The 23,063-nt window shown below is 45.4% G+C and carries 19 protein-coding genes; all 19 read left to right on the top strand.

What is annotated here, in order from left to right; all coding sequences use genetic code 11:
• The first annotated feature begins 42 nt into the window (after positions 1–42).
• The 19 genes from AC2EXB_RS11980 (at position 43) to miaA (ending at position 23,063) form a co-directional block, all read left to right on the top strand.
• Complete coding sequence (locus AC2EXB_RS11980; RefSeq protein ID WP_052651303.1) at positions 43–1,125, top strand: BMP family lipoprotein; 1,083 nt, start codon at positions 43–45, stop codon at positions 1,123–1,125.
• Between the two features lie 165 nt (positions 1,126–1,290).
• Positions 1,291–2,835: an ABC transporter ATP-binding protein gene (locus tag AC2EXB_RS11975; protein ID WP_483601626.1), complete on the top strand. Its 1,545-nt coding sequence runs from the start codon at positions 1,291–1,293 to the stop codon at positions 2,833–2,835.
• Complete coding sequence (locus tag AC2EXB_RS11970) at positions 2,825–3,871, top strand: ABC transporter permease (RefSeq protein ID WP_483601625.1); 1,047 nt, start codon at positions 2,825–2,827, stop codon at positions 3,869–3,871. The genes AC2EXB_RS11975 and AC2EXB_RS11970 overlap by 11 nt, the downstream gene beginning before the upstream one ends.
• A gap of 1 nt (position 3,872) precedes the next feature.
• Positions 3,873–4,832, top strand: coding sequence for an ABC transporter permease (locus AC2EXB_RS11965; RefSeq protein WP_483601623.1), 960 nt, complete (start codon positions 3,873–3,875; stop codon positions 4,830–4,832).
• 127 nt (positions 4,833–4,959) lie between these two features.
• Complete coding sequence (yfmF, locus tag AC2EXB_RS11960; protein WP_483601621.1) at positions 4,960–6,234, top strand: EF-P 5-aminopentanol modification-associated protein YfmF; 1,275 nt, start codon at positions 4,960–4,962, stop codon at positions 6,232–6,234.
• Positions 6,227–7,528 (top strand): EF-P 5-aminopentanol modification-associated protein YfmH, encoded by a 1,302-nt coding sequence (gene yfmH, locus AC2EXB_RS11955; RefSeq protein WP_235196552.1) that lies wholly within the window; start codon positions 6,227–6,229, stop codon positions 7,526–7,528. The genes yfmF and yfmH overlap by 8 nt, the downstream gene beginning before the upstream one ends.
• Positions 7,525–8,244, top strand: a complete 720-nt coding sequence (gene ymfI / locus AC2EXB_RS11950) for an elongation factor P 5-aminopentanone reductase (RefSeq protein ID WP_483601619.1) — start codon at positions 7,525–7,527, stop codon at positions 8,242–8,244. The genes yfmH and ymfI overlap by 4 nt, the downstream gene beginning before the upstream one ends.
• Positions 8,245–8,433: 189 nt before the next feature.
• The gene (locus tag AC2EXB_RS11945) at positions 8,434–9,231 is read left to right on the top strand and encodes a YmfK family protein (RefSeq protein WP_251474295.1); all 798 of its coding nucleotides are present in this window, start codon (positions 8,434–8,436) and stop codon (positions 9,229–9,231) included.
• Positions 9,232–9,248: 17 nt separating this feature from the next.
• Positions 9,249–10,118 carry a helix-turn-helix domain-containing protein gene (locus AC2EXB_RS11940; protein ID WP_483601617.1) on the top strand — a complete coding sequence of 290 codons (870 nt, stop codon included), beginning with the start codon at positions 9,249–9,251 and terminating at the stop codon, positions 10,116–10,118.
• Positions 10,119–10,165: 47 nt separating this feature from the next.
• Positions 10,166–10,744: a CDP-diacylglycerol--glycerol-3-phosphate 3-phosphatidyltransferase gene (gene pgsA / locus AC2EXB_RS11935; RefSeq protein ID WP_483601616.1), complete on the top strand. Its 579-nt coding sequence runs from the start codon at positions 10,166–10,168 to the stop codon at positions 10,742–10,744.
• Between the two features lie 34 nt (positions 10,745–10,778).
• On the top strand, positions 10,779–12,032 hold the full coding sequence (locus AC2EXB_RS11930) for a competence/damage-inducible protein A (protein WP_483601615.1): 1,254 nt from the start codon (positions 10,779–10,781) through the stop codon (positions 12,030–12,032).
• A 173-nt stretch (positions 12,033–12,205) separates the two neighbouring features.
• Positions 12,206–13,267 carry a recombinase RecA gene (recA, locus tag AC2EXB_RS11925; protein ID WP_285835926.1) on the top strand — a complete coding sequence of 354 codons (1,062 nt, stop codon included), beginning with the start codon at positions 12,206–12,208 and terminating at the stop codon, positions 13,265–13,267.
• A 237-nt stretch (positions 13,268–13,504) separates the two neighbouring features.
• Positions 13,505–15,064 carry a ribonuclease Y gene (gene rny, locus AC2EXB_RS11920; protein ID WP_235196546.1) on the top strand — a complete coding sequence of 520 codons (1,560 nt, stop codon included), beginning with the start codon at positions 13,505–13,507 and terminating at the stop codon, positions 15,062–15,064.
• Positions 15,065–15,130: 66 nt separating this feature from the next.
• Complete coding sequence (locus AC2EXB_RS11915) at positions 15,131–15,928, top strand: TIGR00282 family metallophosphoesterase (RefSeq protein WP_235196545.1); 798 nt, start codon at positions 15,131–15,133, stop codon at positions 15,926–15,928.
• Between the two features lie 266 nt (positions 15,929–16,194).
• Positions 16,195–16,620 (top strand): YlbF/YmcA family competence regulator, encoded by a 426-nt coding sequence (locus tag AC2EXB_RS11910; protein WP_251474250.1) that lies wholly within the window; start codon positions 16,195–16,197, stop codon positions 16,618–16,620.
• A gap of 143 nt (positions 16,621–16,763) precedes the next feature.
• Positions 16,764–19,289, top strand: a complete 2,526-nt coding sequence (gene mutS, locus AC2EXB_RS11905; protein WP_483601613.1) for a DNA mismatch repair protein MutS — start codon at positions 16,764–16,766, stop codon at positions 19,287–19,289.
• 4 nt (positions 19,290–19,293) lie between these two features.
• The gene (gene mutL / locus AC2EXB_RS11900) at positions 19,294–21,150 is read left to right on the top strand and encodes a DNA mismatch repair endonuclease MutL (RefSeq protein ID WP_483601612.1); all 1,857 of its coding nucleotides are present in this window, start codon (positions 19,294–19,296) and stop codon (positions 21,148–21,150) included.
• Between the two features lie 52 nt (positions 21,151–21,202).
• The gene (locus AC2EXB_RS11895) at positions 21,203–22,123 is read left to right on the top strand and encodes a lysophospholipase (protein ID WP_483601611.1); all 921 of its coding nucleotides are present in this window, start codon (positions 21,203–21,205) and stop codon (positions 22,121–22,123) included.
• On the top strand, positions 22,116–23,063 hold the full coding sequence (miaA, locus tag AC2EXB_RS11890) for a tRNA (adenosine(37)-N6)-dimethylallyltransferase MiaA (RefSeq protein ID WP_483601609.1): 948 nt from the start codon (positions 22,116–22,118) through the stop codon (positions 23,061–23,063). The genes AC2EXB_RS11895 and miaA overlap by 8 nt, the downstream gene beginning before the upstream one ends.

Genomic DNA, 23,063 nt, shown 5'->3' with positions numbered 1-23,063 from the left:
AAATTCCTGCTAATATCAAACATACCTCAGGGGGTTATTACATTGACGAAACGTAAATTTGGTCTAGGTCTATCTTTAATGCTTGCAGCGGGAACAATGCTTGCTGCGTGCGGCAGCGACGAAGATACTTCAAACGGTGACACTGGATCTGGCGACGGCGGAAGTTCAGAAGAAACAAGCGACTTCTCAGTAGCAATGGTTACAGATGTCGGCGGTGTGGATGATAAATCATTCAACCAATCAGCTTGGGAAGGTTTGCAAGCGTTTGGGGAAGAAAATGGCCTTGAAAAAGGAGACGGCGGATTTGACTATCTCCAGTCGGCTTCTGATGCAGACTATAATACGAACTTAAACAACTTGATCCGTCGTGACTTCGACGTCGTTTATGGAATTGGGTTCTTGATGGAAGGCGCTGTTAAAGAAATCGCTGAACAGCAGCCGGACGCTCAAATTGCCATTATCGATGCTGTCGTTGACGCTCCAAACGTAGCCAGCGTATTGTTCAAAGAGCAAGAAGGTGCATTCCTTGCGGGTGTAGCAGCAGCTCTTATGACTGAAACTGGCAAAGTTGGTTTTGTTGGCGGAATGGAAATTCCAGTAATCGAGCGCTTTGAAGCTGGTTTCCTAGCAGGCGTTGAAGCTGCAGATCCTGCAGTTGAAGTCGATGTACAATATACAGGTGCTTTTGATAAAGCGGAATTAGGTAAAACAACAGCTAACCGCATGTACTCTGCTGGAGCGGATATCGTATTCCACGCAGCTGGCGGAACAGGCAACGGGGTATTCACTGAAGCGAAAGAACGCAAAGAAGCAGATCCGGATACAAACATCTGGGTTATCGGTGTAGATGCTGACCAATACGACGAAGGTCAAGTCGGCGATGCTAACGTAACACTTACTTCAGTTCTTAAAGGTGTAGACCAAGCAGTAATCGACATTTCAAACCAAGCGATGGAAGGCAACTTCCCTGGCGGCGAAACATTGACTTACGGTTTGGCTGAAGACGGTGTTGGCCTTGCGGATTCACGCGGAGCAATCACAGAAGACGTTATGGCTAAAATTGACGAGTACAAAGAGAAAATTGCTAGCGGCGAAATCGTCGTTCCTGAAACTCTAGAAAACTAAGCATTCCTCAATACGGTCATCATAAAGGCCGGTCTTACCGGCCTTTATGATTTTTTTTCGCCTATTTTTATGAATTATTAGATGAAAGGCTTTTCTCAGCAAAAGCCTTTCATGTATTAATTTTAAACAAATATTAAGTTACCAGTTTTCGAAGGAGTGAAAACAATGGAATATGTAATCGAGATGCTCAATATTCGCAAAGAATTTGGGACATTCGTTGCCAATGACAATATAACGCTGCAACTTAAAAAAGGCGAAATCCATGCGTTATTGGGAGAGAATGGGGCAGGGAAATCAACTTTAATGAACGTGCTGTTCGGCCTTTACCAGCCTGAAGGCGGCGAGATTCGAGTGCGCGGAGAAAAAGTGGACATTTCAGACCCGAACGTAGCAAATGATTTAGGAATCGGCATGGTGCACCAGCACTTTATGCTAGTCGAAAATTTCTCAGTAACTGAAAACATCATTCTGGGAAGTGAACCGACTAAATACGGAGTGACCAACAAAAAAGACGCAGCCAAAAAAGTTCAAGCTCTTTCTGAACAGTACGGGTTGAACGTCGATCCATACGCTATCATCGAAGATATTTCGGTTGGCATGCAGCAGCGTGTCGAAATTTTAAAAACTTTGTACCGCGGTGCAGAAATTTTAATTTTCGATGAGCCGACTGCTTCTTTGACGCCTCAGGAAATCACGGAATTGATCCAGATTATGAAGCGGTTGATTGCGGAAGGCAAATCCATCATCTTGATTACGCATAAACTTAAAGAAATCATGGATGTTTCCGATCGCGTTACCGTTATTAGAAAAGGGCAAGGCATCGGCACTGTAATCACGTCTGAGACCAATCCGCAAGAGCTGGCTTCTTTAATGGTTGGGCGCCAAGTGGAATTTAAAACAGTGAAAAGTCCAGCGTCTCCTAAAGACAATATTCTAAGCGTCAAAAATTTAGTCGTCGATGACTATCGCGGAGTAGCAAAGGTCAAGAATCTTAATTTGGATGTCCGTGCAGGTGAAATTGTCGGAATTGCCGGTATAGACGGAAATGGTCAGTCAGAATTGATTGAAGCGATTACCGGGCTGCGCAAAGTAAAGAGCGGAACAATTTCGCTCCACGGCAAGAACATTACCGGATTAAAACCGCGCAAAGTAACTGAAGCGGGTGTTGGCCATATTCCTCAGGATCGGCATAAACACGGTTTGGTATTGGATTTCCCAATCGGCCATAATATTTCATTGCAGACTTATTATCAACAGCCGATTTCAAAAAATGGCATCATCGATTACAACAAGATTGATGAAAAAGCGAAAGCAATCATTGAAGCGTACGATGTCCGGACTCAAGGACCGCACGAACCTGCACGGGCATTATCAGGCGGTAACCAGCAAAAAGCGATTATCGGCCGTGAAGTTGACCGGAATCCTGAACTGCTGATAGCGGCCTTGCCAACACGGGGATTAGACGTAGGGGCGATTGAGTTTATCCATAGCCGTTTGATTGAACAGAGGGATAACGGAAAAGCGGTTCTATTGATCTCGTTCGAATTGGATGAAGTCATGAACGTATCCGACCGTATTGCCGTTATCCATGACGGTGAAATTGTAGATACGGTACGTCCAGAAGAAACGACAGAACAGGAATTGGGCTTGCTGATGGCAGGGCATGCCGTTCGAGGTTCTAATCATAAGGAGGATCAGCATGTCGACTAAAGCAACAAATATACTGGTCCCCGTCATTTCCGTAATTCTTGGTTTAATAGTCGGAGCAATCATCATGTTGGTCAGTGGCTATAATCCAATCGATGGCTATGCCGCTTTATGGAACGGGATTTTCGGTGACCTATACACAATCGGAGAAACAATCCGCCAAATTACGCCCTATTTACTTGCAGGGCTTGCGGTAGCATTTGCTTTCCGTTCGGGCTTGTTCAATATCGGTGTTGAAGGGCAATTGATCGTTGGATGGTTCGCTGCCGCGTACGTCGGGGTAGCTGTTGAACTGCCTATGATTATCCACTTGCCGCTAGCGATTTTAGCAGCGGCAGCAGCAGGGGCAATTTGGGGATTCATTCCGGGTCTCTTAAAAGCGAAATTCCATGTGCATGAAGTTATCGTCACAATTATGATGAACTATATTGCACTTCATACAACCAATGCGTTGATTAAAACAGTATCTGGCGGTGGAGACCGAACAGAATCCATTTTCGCCAGTGCTTCATTACGTTCAGAGTTCCTCGAGAACTTGACTGAATTCTCCCGTCTGCATTTTGGTATCGTCATTGCCTTAGTGATGGTTGGGGTGATGTGGTTCATTCTAGAAAAAACTACGCTTGGTTTTGAGTTGAAAGCAGTAGGGTTCAACCACAACGCTTCTCAATACGCTGGAATGAATGTAAACAAAAACATCATTTTGGCAATGGTCATTTCAGGGGCATTTGCCGGCCTTGGCGGTGCAATGGAAGCTCTTGGAACATTCGAATATGTATCTTCTAAAGCTGGATTTACGGGTATCGGATTTGATGGTATCGCTGTAGCCTTGCTTGGAATGAATACTCCACTCGGCGTTATTTTTGGTGCAACACTATTTGGCTCTTTGAAATACGGGGCACTTAATATGCCGAATGCTGCGGGCATTCCGCTTGAAATTGTAGAAATTGTTATTGCCGTTATTATTTTCTTTGTAGCATCAGGATACATCATCCGTCTATTCCTGCTGCGCGCGGCTAAGAAGAAGGAGGCGAAGTAATATGAGTTTCTTAGAAGTTTTGTATTTCATCGTTCCTTCAGCGATATTTTATGCAGCTCCGCTTATTTTAGTTGCAATCGGCGGTGTGTTCTCCGAGCGATCGGGCGTTATTAATATCGGCCTCGAAGGTTTGATGGTCATTGGCGCATTCGTAGGCATTTTGTTCAACTTGTTATTTGCCGATACTTTTGGCAATGCGACTCCTTGGGTTGCGTTAATAGCTGCCATGGTTGCAGCGCTCTTGCTTTCATTGGTTCACGCGGTCGCTTCTATTTCCTTCCGTGCAGACCAAACGGTTTCTGGTGTTGCCATCAACTTGCTGGCAATCGCTTTATCTCTTTACCTTGTTAAGAAGATCTTTGGAAAAGGGCAGACGGATTTCATCACGGAGCGTTTTACGCGCTATGATTTCCCGTTTCTTTCCGATATTCCATTTATTGGTCCGATGTTCTTTACGAAAATTTATAATACTTCTTTCTTGGCAATCATCATTGCCATCATTGCCTGGTTTGTCATCTATAAAACGCCGTTCGGCTTGCGCCTCCGTTCAGTCGGGGAACATCCGATGGCTGCAGATACGATGGGGATCAATGTAAACAGAATGCGTTATATCGCTGTTATGATTTCCGGTGCTCTAGCTGGAATCGGCGGTGCCATCTATGCACAGACGATTTCCGGAGATTTCGGGCACGCGACCATCAATGGACAAGGATTCATGGCACTCGCTGCGATGATTTTCGGTAAATGGCATCCGCTTGGCGCCATGGGAGCCGCTTTATTCTTCGGTTTAGCCCAGGCATTAAGTATTGCCAGTTCATCCATCCCTGTTATCCAGGACATCCCGAATGTCTTCTTGCTGATTCTTCCATACGTTTTGACTATTTTTGCTCTAGCTGGTTTCATCGGCCGTGCAAATGCGCCAAAAGCGAACGGAATCCCTTATATCAAAGGGCAGCGCTAATTTTAAAAAAAGAATCGCCCAAGCGGCGGTTCTTTTTCTTTTGGGCATAAGGGCATTCTTCATTATTTGCATTTAGTTCTAGGGGTTCGGTATAGTTAGAATAAGAAAGCTGAGAGGGGATTTACTGATGTTTCAATCTATTAAGATCGCACAAGGCGTGAATGTCCACGTAAATGAAACGACTCAATTCAAGACGATAAATTTTTCTTTTAAATTCAAAGACCGTTTAACACCTGAAAAGGCATCTGCCCGTTCCATTTTGGCAAATGTGCTTCAGCACAGCAATGAGGTGTATCCATCTCATACGGCGCTGCGCATGGTGCTGGACGATCTGTACGGCACATCCCTCTACATAGATTCTTCAAAACGGGGCAATGAACACATCGTGACTTTGAATGTGGAAACGGTGAACGACCAGTATTTATCCGAAGAAGGGGTATTGGAAAAAGTCCTGAACTTGATGTATGTTGTCCTATTCAAGCCGAATATGGAAAACGGGCTTTTCAAAGAATCCATTTTCCTGCGTGAAAAGCAGACGATCAAAGAGCGGATTGAGTCAATCTTTGATGAAAAAACCCGCTACGCGCAGCAGCGCATGATGGAGCTCGCATTGCCAGGGCATCCTGCTTCCATCCAAGCGAATGGATCGCTTGAAGAATTGGAAAAAGTGACGAACGATCAGCTGCTGAAAGAATACCAAACATTATTGAACAATAATGAAATTGAAATTTATGTGGTCGGCGACATCAAGCCGGAAATGATTGCTTCCTATATTAAAGAATACTTCCATTTCGAAGACCGCGAACAGGCAGTGGAAGGGCCGTCAACCCAATTGACCTCTCCTGAAACTTCACGGGTTATCGAATACGAAGACATGAAACAAGGGAAATTGCACATGGCCTTCTTCACGCCGATCACTTTCCGCGACGAAAAGTTCCCGGTTATGCAATTGATGAACGGAGTTCTTGGCGGTTATGCCCATTCGAAATTATTCGTCAATATCCGAGAGAAAGAAAGCATGGCTTACTACGTTTCAAGTTCGTACGCTTCTCAGTTCGGTTTGATGTTTGTGCTTGCCGGCATTGATTCGAAACTGGAAGGCAAAGCTGTGAAGCTCATACTTGAACAATTGGAAGAAGTGAAACGAGCCAATATTTCGGACGTAGAACTGGATCAGACAAAAGCGCTTTTGATCAATCAATTAAAAGAAGCGCTGGATTCGGCTAGAGGCCAAATCGACATTTATGATCAATACATGGAACTGGATGAAGCATTTGAACCGGATTATTTGATCAGCAAATGGAATGCGGTCACGAAAGAAGATATTGCCGATGCGGCTCAACAATTATCGTTGGAAATGACCTATTTCCTAGCAGGCAAGGAGGACGATTCAGTTGAATAAAGTTCAATTCGAACAATTAGATGAAACACTGTACCACGAAAAACTGGCGAACGGGCTTGAAGTGTATATCTTGCCGAAAAAAGGTTTTTCCAAAACCTTTGCTACGTTCACAACAAAATACGGTTCAATCGACAATCATTTTGTGCCTTATGGTGAAGAAGAGCCGATTAAAGTGCCGGACGGCATTGCCCATTTCTTAGAGCATAAAATGTTTGAAAAAGAAGACGGCGATATCTTTCAGCAATTCAGCAAACAAGGTGCTTCTGCCAATGCGTTCACTTCCTTTACCCGTACCGCTTATCTGTTTTCAGCGACCGGGCAAATCAATGAAAATGTGGAAACGCTGCTGGATTTTGTCCAAAGCCCATACTTCACTGAGAAAACGGTGGAAAAGGAAAAAGGCATTATCGCACAGGAAATCACGATGTACGACGATCAGGCGGACTGGCGTTTGTATTTCGGCATGATTGAAAACCTGTATAAGAACCACCCGGTGAAAATTGATATCGCCGGAACCGTCGATTCCATCCAAGATATTACAGCGGAACATTTATACACCTGCTATAACACGTTCTATCATCCATCTAATATGGTGCTGTTCGTTGTCGGTGCAGTAAATCCGGAGCAAATGATGGAATTCATCAAAGCAAATCAGGACCAAAAGACGTTTGAAGAGCCGAAAGAAATCAAACGGATTTATCCGGAAGAACCGATTGAAGCGGCGATCAAAGAACGTACGCTTGAAATGAGCGTGCAAAAACCGAAAATCTTTGTCGGCATTAAGCCGGAAGTGCTCGATTACTCCGGAAAAGCGATGCTGAAGCACGAGTTGGCGGCTGAACTGGCTTTCGAATTGCTATTTGGACGGACTTCAGATTTCTACCATCATGCATACGAAAGCAATTTAATCGATGAGTCCTATTCATTTGATTACTCACTAGAAAACGGCTTTGGCTATGCGTTGATCGGTTCCGATACAAACGAACCCGAGAAACTAATAAAAGAAATCAACCATACACTCGATCAAGCAATGGAAAAATGGCCATTCGGACAAGCAGATCTTGACCGGATCCGCCGCAAGAAAATTGGCTTTTTCCTGAGAGCATTAAATTCTCCTGAATTTATCGCTAACCAATTCACACGGTATGCCTTCAACGACATGAACTTATTCGACGTGGTGCCAATGCTCGAAGAAATAGAAGTGCCGGATCTGCAAGCTGCTTTTGCAACAGTGAGCTTAGACAGCCAGCGTTCGACCTTTACCATTATGCCGCCGAAGAAGGATGGCAAGTGAAACGATTTGCCGTCATAATGGGAGCTTCCGGAGCGATTGGCGAAGCGATTGCCAACCAACTGGCGAGCGATGGCTGGTCACTTTATCTCCACTGGAACTCCACTCCCGTAAACGGGCTTGCAGAAGAACTGAGCAGAAACTTTACAAAGCAGGAGTTTATTGCTGTGCAAGCCGATTTCACCTGTACAGACGGGGCGGAGCGGCTGGCAACTCAAGTTTATGATGCCGCTTGCATCGTTGTAGCGAGCGGCCATGCCTTGCAGAAAATGTTGATTGATACGGAAGATGCAGAAATGGAAGCCTTGTGGAATGTCCATGTCAAAAATCCGATTTCGGCAATTCGCAGAATTTCACCTTATTTTCATCGCTATCCGGCAACTTATGTCGTATTTATCTCGTCTATATGGGGAGAAATAGGGGCTGCTCTTGAAACCGTCTATTCTTCTGTAAAAGGGGCGCAATTGGCATTTGTCAAAGCCTATGCCAAAGAAATGGCCGCTTCCGGTACACGGGTAAATGCGATTTCTCCTGGTTTCATTCAAACAAAAATGAATGGGAACTTGACAGAAGAAGAACTCGCTATGATCCAGGACGAAATTCCCCTTGGGTTAGGGTTGCCTCACCATGTAGCTGATGCGGTCGATTTTCTAGTGAACGGCAAAGCGGATTATATGACAGGACAAGTTCTCCGGATCAATGGCGGATGGCATATGTAAGTGAAGCCCTTTGGAATTTTACTTAATTATCCATCTAGTTGCTCCGTTAGCTTCATTACAGAGGAGTTGTTCCCATTGGTTTTGGGCCAACTCCTTTCTTATTGCCCCTTTTCTTAGTGCAATAAATCAGCTATCATAAGAGTTAGGAACTTTTTGGTCAAATATTGGCAATGGAAGGTCGGATGATGAATGAGAGAATGGTATTTTGAATACGAAATTCAAGTGAATCGTCCGGGTTTATTAGGGGATATAGCTTCTCTTCTTGGTATGCTCCGAGTAAATATCGTCACTATCAATGGCGTAGACCAAGGCAGGCGAGGAATGCTTTTACGCGCAGAGCATGATGTTCAATTGGAGCGCTTCGAACAAATTGTTTCTACTATCGAGACAATCGCAGTGAAGAAATTCCGTGAACCGAAACTCCGCGATATTTTAGCAGTTCGCCATGGCCGTTATATACAAAGAGATGCGGACGATCGCAAGACGTTTCGTTTTGTCCGTGATGAGCTCGGATTATTAGTAGATTTCATGGCTGAGATTTTCAAGCAGGAAGGCCATAAATTAGTCGGTTTGCGCGGGATGCCGAGGGTCGGAAAAACAGAATCGATCGTCGCAGCGAGTGTGAGTGCCAATAAGAAATGGATTTTCCTATCTTCAACGATGATCAAGCAGACGGTGCGGAATCAGTTGATGGGAGATGAGCATAACGCGAATAATATCTTCATACTGGACGGCATCGTCACACGCCGTTCCGGAGATGAACGCCATATGCAGCTGGTTCGAGAAATGATGCGCATGCCAACGATTAAAGTTGTGGAACATCCCGATATGTTTGTCCAGCAATCTGAGTACAGCATCGAAGATTTCGATTATATTATCGAATTGCGCCATCATCCAGAAGAAAAGATTACATATGAAGTGTTGGAGAAAAACCACTTCATGGGCGACCAAAATCAAGCGGATATGTTCGGCGGATTTAACTTTTAAGTGGGCAGGTGATCGTATTGAGTGAATTAGGTACTCGTTTGAAAGAGGCGAGAATCGCCAAAGGGTACAGTTTAGAGGATTTACAGGATGTGACAAAGATACAAAAACGCTATTTGGCAGGGATTGAAGAAGGCAATCATAGCATGATGCCCGGACCATTTTATGTTCGTGCGTTCATTAAACAATACGCGGAAGCGGTAGGCTTGAATTCGGATGAACTGCTCGAGCAGCATAAATCCGAGGTTCCGGTTTCAGTGAAAGAGGAAGTTCGGCCGACGCTTACGCCGCCAACTCCTTCCCGGCGCCAAACTTTAGCAAAAAGTTCTTCTAATGGCCTTGGTGAAATTATGCCAAAAGTGATTGTCGCTTTATTTATTGTCGTCATATTAGCAGTTGTTATTTTCTTTTATAATAATTTGGCGACCAATGATCCATTGGAAGATGCGACAGATGAAGAAGGCGTTCCGTACGAAGAACCAAACGGTGAAGATGAAGAAGCGGCGCCAGCTGAGGAAGAACCAGAAGAAGCTCCGGCTGAAGAGCCAGAGGAACCTGCTAAACCGGAAACCAGCATTTCTGTAGTAGGGACCGAAGGGGAAACGACTACGTTTGCTTGGCAAGGTCCTGCGACGCGGGAATTGAAAATTGAAGCGAGCGGCCCATCTTGGGTATCGGCTACTGGCCCAGATCAGCAGGAGTTGATGCAGCCGGCACGCACAATGCAGGCGAGCGACAGTGAAGCAATAGACGTTTCAGGTGTTGCGCAAGTGCGTGTCAGACTGGGAGCGAGCTCAAATGTTAAACTTACTGTAAATGGCGAACCGATTGAATATACGCAAGACTTGATCACACAAAATATTGTTATTCAATTTACGGACGCAGAATAGCCATCTTTTGATGGCTATTTTTCTTGAGAAAGGAAAGGGGCAAACAAATGAATATTCCAAACCGCATTACGATATCGAGGATATTATTGATCCCGATATTCATGTTGATCATGCTAGTCGATTTTAATTGGGGTACGATGACGTTATTCGGTGCAGAAATGCCGGTTTCTCATTTTATCGGAGGGCTGATTTTCATCATTGCATCATTGACCGACTGGATTGACGGATATTATGCGAGAAAGTACAATCTGGTCACGACCTTCGGCAAATTTTTGGATCCGCTTGCCGATAAATTGCTGGTGTCGGCAGCTTTGATCATTTTAGTGGAGCTTGGCTTCGCTGCATCATGGATTGTTATCATCATCATCAGCCGTGAGTTTGCTGTTACGGGATTGCGCTTAGTGCTTGCAGGTGAAGGCGAAGTGGTCGCTGCCGGAAGTTTAGGTAAAATTAAAACCACTGCTCAAATTTTAGCCATTTCGGCATTATTGCTCCACGATACCATCTTTGTTTTAATGGGCGTGCCATTTGGCGAAATCATGCTCTACATCGCATTGATTTTCACTGTTTGGTCAGGTTGGGATTATTTCTACGCCAACCGCAAAGGCTTGATGGCATCTAAATAAGGATTTCAAAAAAACATTCAAGGGGTGAAGATGGATGAATGCTGAAATTATTGCTGTAGGATCTGAACTGCTGCTCGGGCAGATTACAAATTCAAATGCCCGCTTTTTATCGAACCATTTAGCAGAGCTTGGAATTAATGTATATTACCATACGGTAGTCGGGGACAATTCAGAGCGTTTGAAAGAGACAATCAAAATTGCAGAAAGCCGTGCAGATTTAATCATTTTCACTGGCGGCTTAGGACCGACGAAAGATGATTTGACGAAGGAAACCATTGCCCGCCATTTGGGGACAACTTTAGACATGGACCAGGAAGCGCTCGATTCCATTGTGGCCTTTTTCGAACGGGCCGGAAGAGCAATGACGGAAAACAATAAAAAGCAGGCATTGGTTTTAAAAGACAGCGACGTATTGGTCAATAACCACGGAATGGCACCCGGGATGCTTTACAAAACCGAAACGCATACGTATATGCTATTGCCAGGGCCTCCTAAAGAAATGGAGCCGATGTTCCAGTATGAAGCGAAACCGAAACTTGCAAAAATGCTGAACCAAGCTGACGTCATCGTTTCCCACGTTTTGCGTTTTTACGACATCGGGGAAGCGGAACTTGAAGACCGCATCCAAGATATTCTGGAGCAGCAGACGAATCCGACTATCGCTCCGCTTGCTTCTGACGGGGAAGTAACGCTGCGTATTACAGCGAAGACCAATACAGAAGAGCAGGCTTGGAAGTTGATAGAAGAGGCGAAAGCATCTCTTCTTGAGCGCGCAGGCGACTATTTGTACGGTTATGACAACGATTCGCTGGCTTCGAAAGCGATTGAGTTGCTTCGCGAACAGCAGAAGACAATCTCAGCTGCCGAGAGTTTGACTGCCGGGCTATTCCAATCTGAATTGGCTGCTGTAGCAGGAGCTAGTTCAGCGCTTGCTGGCGGGGTCATCACCTATAATGAAGAAATGAAAATCAGCCAATTGGGCATTTCAAGTGAACTGCTTGCCGAGTACGGCGTCGTCAGTGAAGAAACCGCTATTGCGATGGCTGAAGCGGTCCGCATGAAATTCAACACGGACATCAGTGTCAGTTTAACGGGCGCTGCAGGCCCGGACGCTCATGGCGACCAGCCTGCCGGAACTGTATGGATCGGGATTTCAACAGAAGAAGAAACGAGAGCCTACCGGCTGCAATTGTCCGGGATGCGCAACACGAACCGTCTCAGAGCAGTGAAATTGGCGCTGTCGTATATAATACGAACACTGACTGACGGAAATGCACGCAAAATTTAATTTTGCGTGTTTTTTTATGCTCAAAAAGGGAAAATGAGCTGTATAAGCCGATCAAAAATCATTTTTAAAATGCGAACACGAATAAACGTTCGCATTTTCCTTGCGTATTTCTCAATGAGCAAGTATACTAGAGACAGTTAGAAAAATTGGTTTTAATTAGAGGAGGATTTCTTTTGAGCGATCGTAAAGCAGCGTTAGACATGGCGTTAAAAAGTATAGAAAAGCAGTTCGGTAAAGGATCTGTAATGAAATTAGGCGAGAAAAGCGACCGTAATGTATCATCGGTTTCGAGTGGTTCATTGGCACTTGATACGGCGTTAGGAATAGGCGGATATCCGCGCGGGCGTGTTATTGAAATATATGGACCTGAAAGTTCAGGTAAAACGACAGTTTCCCTTCATGCTATCGCAGAAGTTCAAGCGACAGGCGGAACAGCTGCATTTATCGATGCTGAGCATGCATTAGATCCAGTTTATGCAAAAAATCTTGGCGTTAATATTGATGAGCTGCTCTTGTCTCAGCCGGACACAGGGGAGCAAGCATTGGAAATCGCTGAAGCGCTTGTACGAAGCGGCGCTGTTGATATCGTAGTCGTCGATTCTGTTGCGGCATTGGTGCCAAAAGCGGAAATCGAAGGCGAAATGGGCGACTCCCATATGGGGTTGCAGGCACGTTTGATGTCCCAAGCCCTTCGTAAATTGTCAGGCGTTATCAACAAGTCAAACACGATCGTTATTTTCATTAATCAGATTCGTGAAAAGATCGGCGTTATGTTCGGTAACCCGGAAACAACACCAGGCGGACGTGCTTTGAAATTCTATTCATCTGTCCGTTTGGAAGTGCGCCGTGCTGAGGCATTGAAATCAGGTGCTGAAATTATCGGTAACAGAACGAAAATTAAGATTGTGAAAAACAAGGTAGCTCCGCCGTTCCGTACAGCTGAACTCGATATCATGTACGGTAAAGGGATTTCCCGCGAAGGTGAAATCGTGGATATCGGATCAGATCTTGAAATCATCCAGAAGAGTGGATCTTGGTATTCTTATAATGACGAGCGCATTGGACAAGGCCGTGAAAATGTGAAGCAGTTCTTGCTTGCAAATCCGGAAATCCGCAACGAAATTTCAAACAAAATCCGCGAATCTTATGGCATGGCAGCAGCAACTTATACGATTGCCGCCAATAAAGACGAAGAGCCGGAAGAGTTTAATCTTCTGATTGACGAAGAGGAATAAAAAAGAGGATCCGAAGCCGCGAAGCAATATGCTTTGCGGCTTTTCTCTATGGTTTTGGAATGCCGGCTCGTCTATGCTGTATGGTGAATCCTTGTTCTCAATGGGTTGACACTTTATAAGTCCATCTATACAATTAAAATTGTATAATTTACTAATTTTTCAACGATTGAAAAGTGTGACCCGTACTATTAATTGATCTTTTGAAAAAGTAAAAGAATAGCAAGAGGAGGTGTCCGAATGGGGTTTACCGAGATCATCTTCGCTTTGCTTGGTATCATCGTCGGTGTAGTTGTTGGGTATTTTGCATTAAAGAAAGCAAACGATTCCAGTATAGCAGGCGCTAAAAATTCTGCGGAGCAAATTGTTGAAGATGCAAAACGAGAAGCTGAAGCGTTGAAGAAAGAAGCGTTATTGGAAGCGAAAGACGAAAATCATAAATTGCGTACTGAAACAGAATCTGAAATTCGGGAACGCCGATCTGAATTGCAAAGACAAGAAAGTCGGCTGTTGCAGAGAGAAGAAAATTTAGATCGCAAGGATGATGCATTGAACAAACGAGAAGCGAGTCTGGAACGCAAAGATGAATCGCTTGCAGAAAAACAACAGCATATTGGACAGATGGAAAGCAAAGCTGAAGAACTAGTTCGTCAGCAACAGTCCGAAATGGAACGTATTTCTTCTTTAACCCGCGAAGAAGCGAAAGCCATTATCATCGAGCAAGTTGAAAATGAACTTTCAACGGACCTTGCGGTTATGGTCAAAGAATCAGAAGCGCGCGCGAAAGAAGAATCGGACAAAAAAGCTAAGAATATCCTGTCATTGGCAATGCAGCGCTTTGCTGCTGACCATGTAGCCGAAACGACGGTTTCAGTGGTCAACTTGCCGAATGATGAGATGAAAGGCCGGATCATCGGACGTGAAGGAAGAAACATCCGAACACTCGAAACTTTGACAGGCATCGATTTAATCATTGATGATACACCGGAAGCGGTTATCTTGTCCGGTTTTGATCCAATTCGCCGCGAGACAGCTCGATTGGCGCTTGAAAAATTGGTTTCTGATGGCCGTATCCATCCAGCACGCATCGAAGAAATGGTCGAAAAATCAAGAAGAGAAGTAGATGAGCAAATCCGGGAAATCGGAGAGCAGACGACATTTGATGTCGGTGTCCATAACCTCCACCCTGATTTGATCAAGATTCTTGGCCGTCTCCGTTACCGTACAAGCTACGGACAGAATGTCTTGAAGCATTCTGTAGAAGTAGCGTTCCTGTCCGGATTAATGGCAGCGGAACTTGGTGAAGATGTGACTTTAGCAAGACGCGCCGGTTTATTGCATGACATCGGTAAAGCGATCGACCATGAAGTCGAAGGCAGCCATGTGGAAATCGGAGTCGAATTAGGAACAAAATACAAAGAACATCCAGTGGTCATCAACAGTATTGCTTCCCACCACGGCGATACAGAAGCGACATCGATCATTTCGGTAATTGTAGCCGCAGCTGATGCCTTGTCAGCTGCTCGTCCAGGTGCACGGAGCGAAACATTGGAAAACTATATTCGCCGCCTTGAAAAACTTGAAGAGATTTCCGAGTCTTATGAAGGCGTAGAGAAATCATTTGCGATTCAAGCAGGACGCGAAATCCGCATTATGGTTCGCCCGGAACAGATTGATGATATGACTGCGCATCGTCTGGCGCGCGACATCCGTAAACGGATTGAAGAAGAACTGGATTACCCAGGCCACATCAAAGTGACCGTCATTCGAGAAACGAGAGCAGTTGAATACGCAAAATAATAGGATAAAGGCTTCGATGAATGTCTATTCAAAGAAGCCTTTTTCTTATGGAAAAAGGTGAACAGAATGAAAGTATTATTTATTGGAGATATTGTGGGTTCAATCGGCAGAGAAGCGCTGGAGTCCTATTTGCCGCGCTTGAAAAGAAAATACAACCCGGATGTGGTCATCGCGAACGGTGAGAATGCAGCAGCGGGCCGCGGAATTACAAAAGCGATTTATCAAGACTTGCTATTCATGGGCGTCGATATGATCACGATGGGCAACCACACATGGGACCAAAAAGAGATTTTTGATTTCATTGACGAAGTGGATTATTTGATCCGTCCTGCAAACTTTTCGGACGAAGCACCGGGTCGCGGAATGGCTACGGTGACCAAAAACGGAAAAACGCTTTCGGTAATCAATCTTCATGGCCGTGTATTCTTGCCGCCGCACGAAGATCCATTCCAAAAAGCGGATGAACTCTTGGCAGAAGCGAAAGCAATTTCTCCCCTAGTGTTTGTCGATTTCCATGCTGAAGCGACGAGTGAGAAAATTGCGATGGGCTGGCATTTAGATGGCCGGGCTTCAGTAGTAGTCGGCACCCATACACATGTACAGACAGCAGATGCACGCATCCTGCCGAATGGCACAGCATATATCTCGGATGTCGGCATGACGGGGCCGTACGATGAAATCCTCGGGATGACGAAGGAATCGGTCTTGTACCGATTTAAAACGAATATGCCGACCCGGTTTGAAGTGCCGAAGCGCGGTCGTTCAGTTGTCAGCGGATTCTTTACAGAGCTTGACGACACTACAGGAAAAGCAGTTTCATTTGAACGCGTGTATATCAACGAAGACTATCCTTTTAAAGGATAATCTTCATGCTTCTTGTCGATTCTCCGACAATTGGTGCGGCTCCCTTGTAGAGTGATGGGCTTATTCAGTATAATAAGGTATTGATTGAAAGGGATTTTTCACGAATGCTGGCCATTTAAGGCTGCCGGAGCCCCGGCACTCCTTAGGTAAACTGAAAAATTATATTTCGATTTAGTGAAAGTGAAAAATACCAACAATAAAAAATATGGCCTTTGTATGGTTGGCTTGTCAAAACCATGAACGGCCAAGAAGTGGGTGTCTAGAAAATGGCGTATTCAAAAGAAGAAATTATTGCTAAAGCGCGTGAAGTGGCGGATATGATCGCTGAAACGGAAGAAGTGGAATTCTTCAAACGTGCAGAAGCTCAAATAAACGAAAACCAAAAAGTACGTGAGAAAATTGCCAGCATGAAGAGTTTGCAAAAACAAGCAGTCAACTTCCAAGCATACGGCAAAGAACGTGCATTGAACTTGATCGAAAGCAAAATCCAGAAAATCGAAGAAGAAATCGATGCGGTGCCAATCGTACAAGAGTTCAAACAGTCTCAAAGCGATGTCAATGCATTGCTTCAAATGGTGTCGACCGCCATTGCCAATCAAGTGACAAACAACATCATCGTTTCAACTGGCGGCGATATTCTTCGCGGCGAAACAGGATCCCAAGTGAAAAACAGCACACCAGGAAACTGCTAATTAGAAAAGCGGGAACGGCCGTTTCGACACAAAAGAAATACAGAAAAAAAGCTGAAAGAGCTTGCTCTTTCAGTTTTTTCTTTTCCCTTCATCTTTTTGTTATAATAGAGAAACTACGAAAAGTTCGCGAAAGAGGTATTAAAATGGCACCTACACCGATGATCCAACAATATTTGCAAGTGAAGTCTGAATACCAGGATGCGTTTCTGTTTTTCCGTCTTGGGGATTTTTATGAAATGTTTTATGATGATGCGCTAAAAGCCTCACAATTGCTTGAAATTACATTGACGAGCAGAGGCGGAAATGGCGATGAACGAATTCCGATGTGCGGTGTTCCGCATCATGCAGCCCAGAATTATATCGACCAATTGATTCAAAAAGGGCATAAAGTGGCCATTTGTGAACAAGTGGAAGATCCAAAATTAACGAAAGGCGTCGTCAAACGGGAAGTGGTTCGGTTAATTACGCCAGGGACGCATACGGAAGGAAAAAGCATCGATTCCAAATCGAATTTATTTTTGGCGGCAGCCGATCAATTGCCTGATGGCTTTGCCTTGTCTTATGTGGATATCAGCACGGGGGAAGCGAGAGCTACATACATAACCGGAACTGAAAAGTCCTTGCTTCAGGAACTGCAGTCTTTGCAAATCCGTGAGTTGGTAGTATCCAACCAATTATTCTTGCTGCTTAATGAAGATGCACAAGATCTCGTGCTATCGATTGAAACGATGGATGAAGTCTACCAAGCAGAGGAACGCCTGCTAGCTACATGCCCTGAAGACTTGAGGCTTTCCATCTTGCGTTTGCTTTCATATATCTCACGGACGCAAAAGCAGTCGCTCGAGCACATCCAAGCTTTTTCCTACAATGAAAGCGGCCAGCTCCTATCGATCGATTTCCACTCGAAGCGGAACTTGGAATTGTTGCAATCGATTCGCGGAGGCGACACGAAAGGGACCTTGCTTTGGCTGCTGGATGAAACGGTCACAGCAATGGGCAGCCGGAAGCTGAAACAGTGGCTGCACCAGCCGCTTGCCAATAAGCGGCAAATCGAAAGACGGCAATTCATGGTTGAATCTTTGATCGAGAATTATTTTGTACGGGTTGAATTGCAGACTTTGCTAAAAGAAGTATATGACCTGGAACGCCTGAGCGGCCGCATCGCTTTTGGGAGCGCCAGCGGGCGGGATCTAGCACAATTGCGAAGTTCATTGGAGAAAATTCCGGGAATTATTGACGAACTCCAAAACTCCGGGGATGATGTGCTGAAAGATTTTAGCCGAAAATTGGATCTCTGCGGAGAAGTTTGCGAATTGCTGGATGCCATCAGTGAAAATCCGCCTCTGTCATCGAAAGAAGGGGGCGTTATCCGTGACGGCTACCACGAGAAACTGGATGAATACCGCTACGCTTCACGCAATGGAAAAGATTGGATCGCCCAATTAGAGCAGCAAGAACGCCAGCAGACAGGTATCAAGTCGTTGAAAATCGGCTATAACCGGATATTCGGCTACTACATTGAAATTTCAAAAGCCAATATGCATTTAGCAGATCTGGAACGCTATGAACGCAAACAGACATTGGCAAACGCAGAACGCTATATCACACCTGAATTAAAAGAAAAAGAAAGTTTGATCCTAACGGCAGAAGAAGAAAGCTTGTCGCTGGAATATGAACTATTTGTAAAAATCCGCGAAGAAGTCAAGCAATACATTTCACGTATTCAAGAATTGGCTTCGACATTAAGCGGCCTTGATGTCTTTATGAGCTTCGCGAATGTGGCGGAAAAGTATCGCTTTGTGAAGCCGGACTTCAATAATTCAAGAGAAATTTCCATCATTGAGGGACGCCATCCGGTCGTAGAAAAAATGCTCAATAAACAGCATTATGTGCCGAACGATTGTGTTTTGACCAATGACCAAAATATGCTATTGATTACAGGGCCGAATATGTCCGGTAAAAGTACGTATATGCGCCAAGTAGCGTTAACCATTGTCATGGCTCAAATCGGCTCTTATGTGCCGGCAGAATCGGCAAATTTGCCGATCGTCGACCAGATCTTCACACGCATCGGTGCAGCAGATGACTTAGTTTCCGGGCAAAGTACGTTCATGGTCGAAATGCTTGAATCGCAATATGCGATCACACATGCGACTGAACGCAGCCTGCTGCTATTCGATGAAATCGGGCGGGGGACATCCACGTACGACGGCATGGCGCTTGCGCAATCCATGATCGAATACATTCATGAGAATATTGGGGCAAATACGCTGTTTTCCACCCATTATCATGAATTGACAGCACTCGACCAAACCTTGGATAAATTGAGCAATGTGCACGTGGCGGCCATGGAGCAATCCGGCAAAGTCGTGTTCCTGCATAAAGTGAAAAAAGGGCCAGCTGATAAAAGCTACGGGATCCATGTTGCAGAACTCGCTGAATTGCCGCAGCCGATTCTTTTACGGGCAAGAGAACTGCTCGTCAGCTTTGAATCGGAAAACAAGAAGCATGTCAGCGAAGTGGAACAATTGTCGTTTTTTGACGACCGTGACACCGAAAGCGAAGAAGTGCTGCAAGCGATATCCGATGCCAATATCGCGGCAATGACGCCATTGCAATCGCTTCAGCTCTTGAATGACCTGCAGGTGAAATTAAGCAAGAAGGGGTGAGGATATGGGGATTATTCGATTAATGGACGAGCCGTTATCAAACAAAATAGCAGCGGGTGAAGTGGTCGAAAGGCCCACATCCGTCGTCAAAGAATTGGTTGAAAACGCAATCGACGCTGGAAGTACGGCTATTGAAGTGCTGTTAACCGAAGCGGGGCTGACTTCTATCCAGATCGTGGATAATGGCGCTGGAATGGATTCAGAAGATGCGCTATTGTCATTTTCACGCCATGCTACCAGTAAAATTGCAAACGAACATGATTTATTCCGCATTCGAACGCTTGGTTTCCGGGGAGAGGCATTAGCAAGTATCGCTTCCGTTTCAAAAGTGACGCTGCATACGTCAAACGGCGAATCCGGCACATATGTGCATATGGAAGGCGGCCGTTTGATTGAACACCGTGCAGGCGCTCTCCGAAAAGGCACCGATATCCAAATCGACCAATTGTTCTTCAATACGCCGGCGCGTTTGAAATACATGAAAACCTTGCAGACAGAACTGGGGCATTCAATTGACCTGATGAACCGTTTCGCTTTGAGCTATCCGGGAATTTCATTTAAATTGTCGCACGATGGACGGATGATTCTCCAGACTTCCGGCAGCGGTGACATCAAACGGGTGATATCGGATATTTATGGAGTCTCGATTGCCAAGAAAATGATCCCCTTTGAAGGGGAGTCGCATGACTACAAAATATCGGGGTATGCTTCCCTTCCGGAAATCACGCGGGCCAATAAAAACTACATTTCGTTATTCGTGAATGGGCGCTGGGTCAAACATTATGCGATTGCGAACACCGTCCATAAGGCGTATCATACGTTTTTGCCGTTGGAGCGGCAGCCTATCGTCGTTATGAATATTGAAGGCGACCCTTATTTGACCGATGTCAATGTGCATCCGGCGAAACAACAGATCCGGCTCAGCAAAGAAAAAGAGTTGATGGAACTGATCCATACAACGATACGCGGAACCATTTCTTCAGCCGTCCGGGCGCCGGTCATCGAAAAGCCGAAAGCGCCGAAACAGGTCCCTTCCAAGCAATTGGATATTTGGAAATCTTCGTTTACAGTCAAAGAAGCGATGCAGGAACTGCGTGAAAAAGAAGATCCGGTTATTGCGGAAACTTCGCCTATTTTGGAGCCAGTGCATCATCTTCCGACAGAAGAAAGAAACGTGGTAGAAACCACGCCTTTTGAAACGCCGGAAGAAAAGCTGTCCGATGAACAGCCTGAAAACCTTCAAGTAGAACCGGAATTTGAAGAAGATACAAGCCCTCAATTTCCGGAACTTGAAGTCGTTGGCCAAATTCATGGCACGTATATTGTGGCGCAAAGCGATGATGGTTTTTATTTGATCGACCAGCACGCGGCACAGGAACGGATCAAATATGAGTTCTTTCGGGAAAAAGTCGGCGATATTGATGCCGGAGAACGGCAGGCTCTGCTCTTGCCGCTGACTTTCCACTATAGCCGAGACGAGGCGCTGCGCTTGAAAGACAGTTTGCATGTCTTGGCTGAAAGCGGCGTTTTTTTGGAAGAGTTCGGGGACACTTCGTTTATCGTCCGGGAGCATCCGACTTGGTTTCCTTCGGGATTTGAGCAGGAAGTGATTGAAGATTTGATCGAACAAGTGTTGAATGAACGAAAAGTGGATGTAAAAAAACTGCGGGAAGATGCGGCGATCATGATGAGCTGCAAACGTTCCATCAAGGCGAATCATTACCTTCAAAAGCATGAGATGGAGCGGTTATTGGCGGATCTCAAGGATGCAGAGCAGCCATTCACTTGTCCGCATGGGCGTCCGGTCATTATCCACTTTAAAACCTATGATGTGGAAAAAATGTTTAAGCGCGTCATGTAAACGGCTATAGAAAATGAATATTGCCTATCTTGTTTTCGGGAGGGATCATGCATTGAAAATCACGAAAAATTTTATTCGCGCAAGTGATCGGGTGGAAATTTACTACGAAATTTACGAGCCGGAAAATCCGGTTGCCCATGTGCACATCATTCACGGCATGGCGGAACATGTCGGTCGCTATGAAGAGTTTGCGCGTTTTTTGGCGCAGCAAGGATTTGTTGTCTCGGGCCACGATCAACGGGGGCACGGCCGGACAGCAAAACGAAACGGGACACAAGGTTTTTTTGGAGAATTTGATGGCTTTAACCGCGTTGTAGAAGATGTCGATGAAGTATTAAAAAGCGTACAAGCGCAAATCGGGCAGTTGCCATTGATCCTCTTCGGCCATAGCATGGGCTCTTTCGTCGCAAGACGCTATATTCAGTTGCACAGCGATAAAATAAGCAAAGCTGTTATTTCCGGAACAGGGGGAGATCCTGGGCTGGCTGGGAAAGCAGGGCTCGCATTCGCTTTAGCTGCTGCAAGATTTTCGGGCAAAGAAGCCGTCAGCCCGACGCTTGACAAACTGACTTTCGGCAGTTTCATCAAACCGTTCAAAGATGAAGGATCGTCATTTGCCTGGCTCAGCAGGGATAAGGAAGCGATTGAGAAATACGAAAATGACCCGATGAGCGGACAGCCTTCAACCAATCAATTCTATGTGGATCTGTTCCACGGGTTGAGCTTGATCCATAAAAAAACAGAAGTCGCTAAAATCCGGAAAGACTTGCCGGTGCTCCTGATCAGTGGGGCAGAAGATCCTGTTGGGGACAACGGAAAAGGTCTGTTTTCAACCGCCAAGCAATATCAGGAAGCTGGAATGACGAATGTCCAATTGTATCTGGCGGAAGGCGGCCGGCATGAATTGCTTCATGAAACCAATAAGCAACAGCATTTTGACACATTAGTAGAATGGATGAGAAAAGATGATTGATGTAATGGCCATTGTCGGACCGACTGCTTCCGGCAAAACGGCATTAAGTTTGGAAATGGCAAAGCGGCACGACGGGGAAATCATCAACGGCGATTCGATGCAAGTTTACCAGGGGTTGTCAATTGGCACCGCTAAAATTGAGGCGCATGAAATGGATGGGGTCGTCCATCATTTACTGGATATCAAAGACCCAAAAGAGCCTTTTTCCGTTGCGGAGTATCAGCAACTAGTCAGAGGGAAGATTGCGGAAATAAAGTCGCGCGGCAAATTCCCCATTATCGTCGGCGGTTCCGGGCTATATGTCCAAGCCGTGCTTTTTGACTACCGCTTTTCAGATCAGCAAGCGGATGAAGAACTTCGCGAGAACCTGGCAGAAGAACTAAAACTGCGGGGCCCCGGGGCGATGCACGAAAAATTGCTTGCACTCGATCCGGATGCTGATATCCATCCGAATAACACACGCAGAGTGCTGCGTGCCATTGAAATCAATATGGGCGGGCAGGCGAAAGAAGAACGGACGAAAGCATTGTCTCCGATGTACAACGAACTGATCGTCGGCTTGGATATTCCACGGCCCGTCTTATATGAGCGGATCAATGAGCGGGTGGAAGCCATGCTCCAAAAAGGGCTCTTAGAAGAAGTAAAGGGCTTGTATGACCAGGGGATTCGTGGGGTCCAATCGGTTCAAGCAATTGGCTACAAAGAAATTTATGCTTATTTTGACGGCCAATTGTCCTTGGATGATGCCATCAGCAAAATCAAGCAAAATTCCCGGAAGTACGCCAAACGGCAGTTTACTTATTTTAAAAACAAGTTGCCGATCTTTTGGATTGATGCCTTAGAAGAAAATGAAAAAAAACTGGCAGAAATTGAAGCGGTGATGCAGGAAAAAGAGCGGGGCCGTCGAATACAGCTAATAGCACGGCAAATCAAAGAGTAG

The sequence above is a fragment of the Planococcus alkaliphilus genome, from assembly GCF_057031095.1.
The sequence above is the reverse complement of the archived record's forward strand: the minus strand, read 5'-3'. Positions and strand labels throughout refer to the sequence as shown.

Bases quoted from the DNA above. Each gene is read 5' to 3' on its own strand.
- AC2EXB_RS11930 (WP_483601615.1), top strand. From the start codon at position 10,779: ATGAATGCTGAAATTATTGCTGTAGGATCTGAACTGCTGCTCGGGCAG.
- mutL (WP_483601612.1), top strand. From the start codon at position 19,294: ATGGGGATTATTCGATTAATGGACGAGCCGTTATCAAACAAAATAGCA.
- AC2EXB_RS11965 (WP_483601623.1), top strand. From the start codon at position 3,873: ATGAGTTTCTTAGAAGTTTTGTATTTCATCGTTCCTTCAGCGATATTT.
- AC2EXB_RS11975 (WP_483601626.1), top strand. From the start codon at position 1,291: ATGGAATATGTAATCGAGATGCTCAATATTCGCAAAGAATTTGGGACA.
- AC2EXB_RS11945 (WP_251474295.1), top strand. From the start codon at position 8,434: ATGAGAGAATGGTATTTTGAATACGAAATTCAAGTGAATCGTCCGGGT.
- mutS (WP_483601613.1), top strand. From the start codon at position 16,764: ATGGCACCTACACCGATGATCCAACAATATTTGCAAGTGAAGTCTGAA.
- miaA (WP_483601609.1), top strand. From the start codon at position 22,116: ATGATTGATGTAATGGCCATTGTCGGACCGACTGCTTCCGGCAAAACG.
- AC2EXB_RS11915 (WP_235196545.1), top strand. From the start codon at position 15,131: ATGAAAGTATTATTTATTGGAGATATTGTGGGTTCAATCGGCAGAGAA.
- pgsA (WP_483601616.1), top strand. From the start codon at position 10,166: ATGAATATTCCAAACCGCATTACGATATCGAGGATATTATTGATCCCG.
- yfmF (WP_483601621.1), top strand. From the start codon at position 4,960: ATGTTTCAATCTATTAAGATCGCACAAGGCGTGAATGTCCACGTAAAT.
- AC2EXB_RS11970 (WP_483601625.1), top strand. From the start codon at position 2,825: ATGTCGACTAAAGCAACAAATATACTGGTCCCCGTCATTTCCGTAATT.
- rny (WP_235196546.1), top strand. From the start codon at position 13,505: ATGGGGTTTACCGAGATCATCTTCGCTTTGCTTGGTATCATCGTCGGT.
- AC2EXB_RS11910 (WP_251474250.1), top strand. From the start codon at position 16,195: ATGGCGTATTCAAAAGAAGAAATTATTGCTAAAGCGCGTGAAGTGGCG.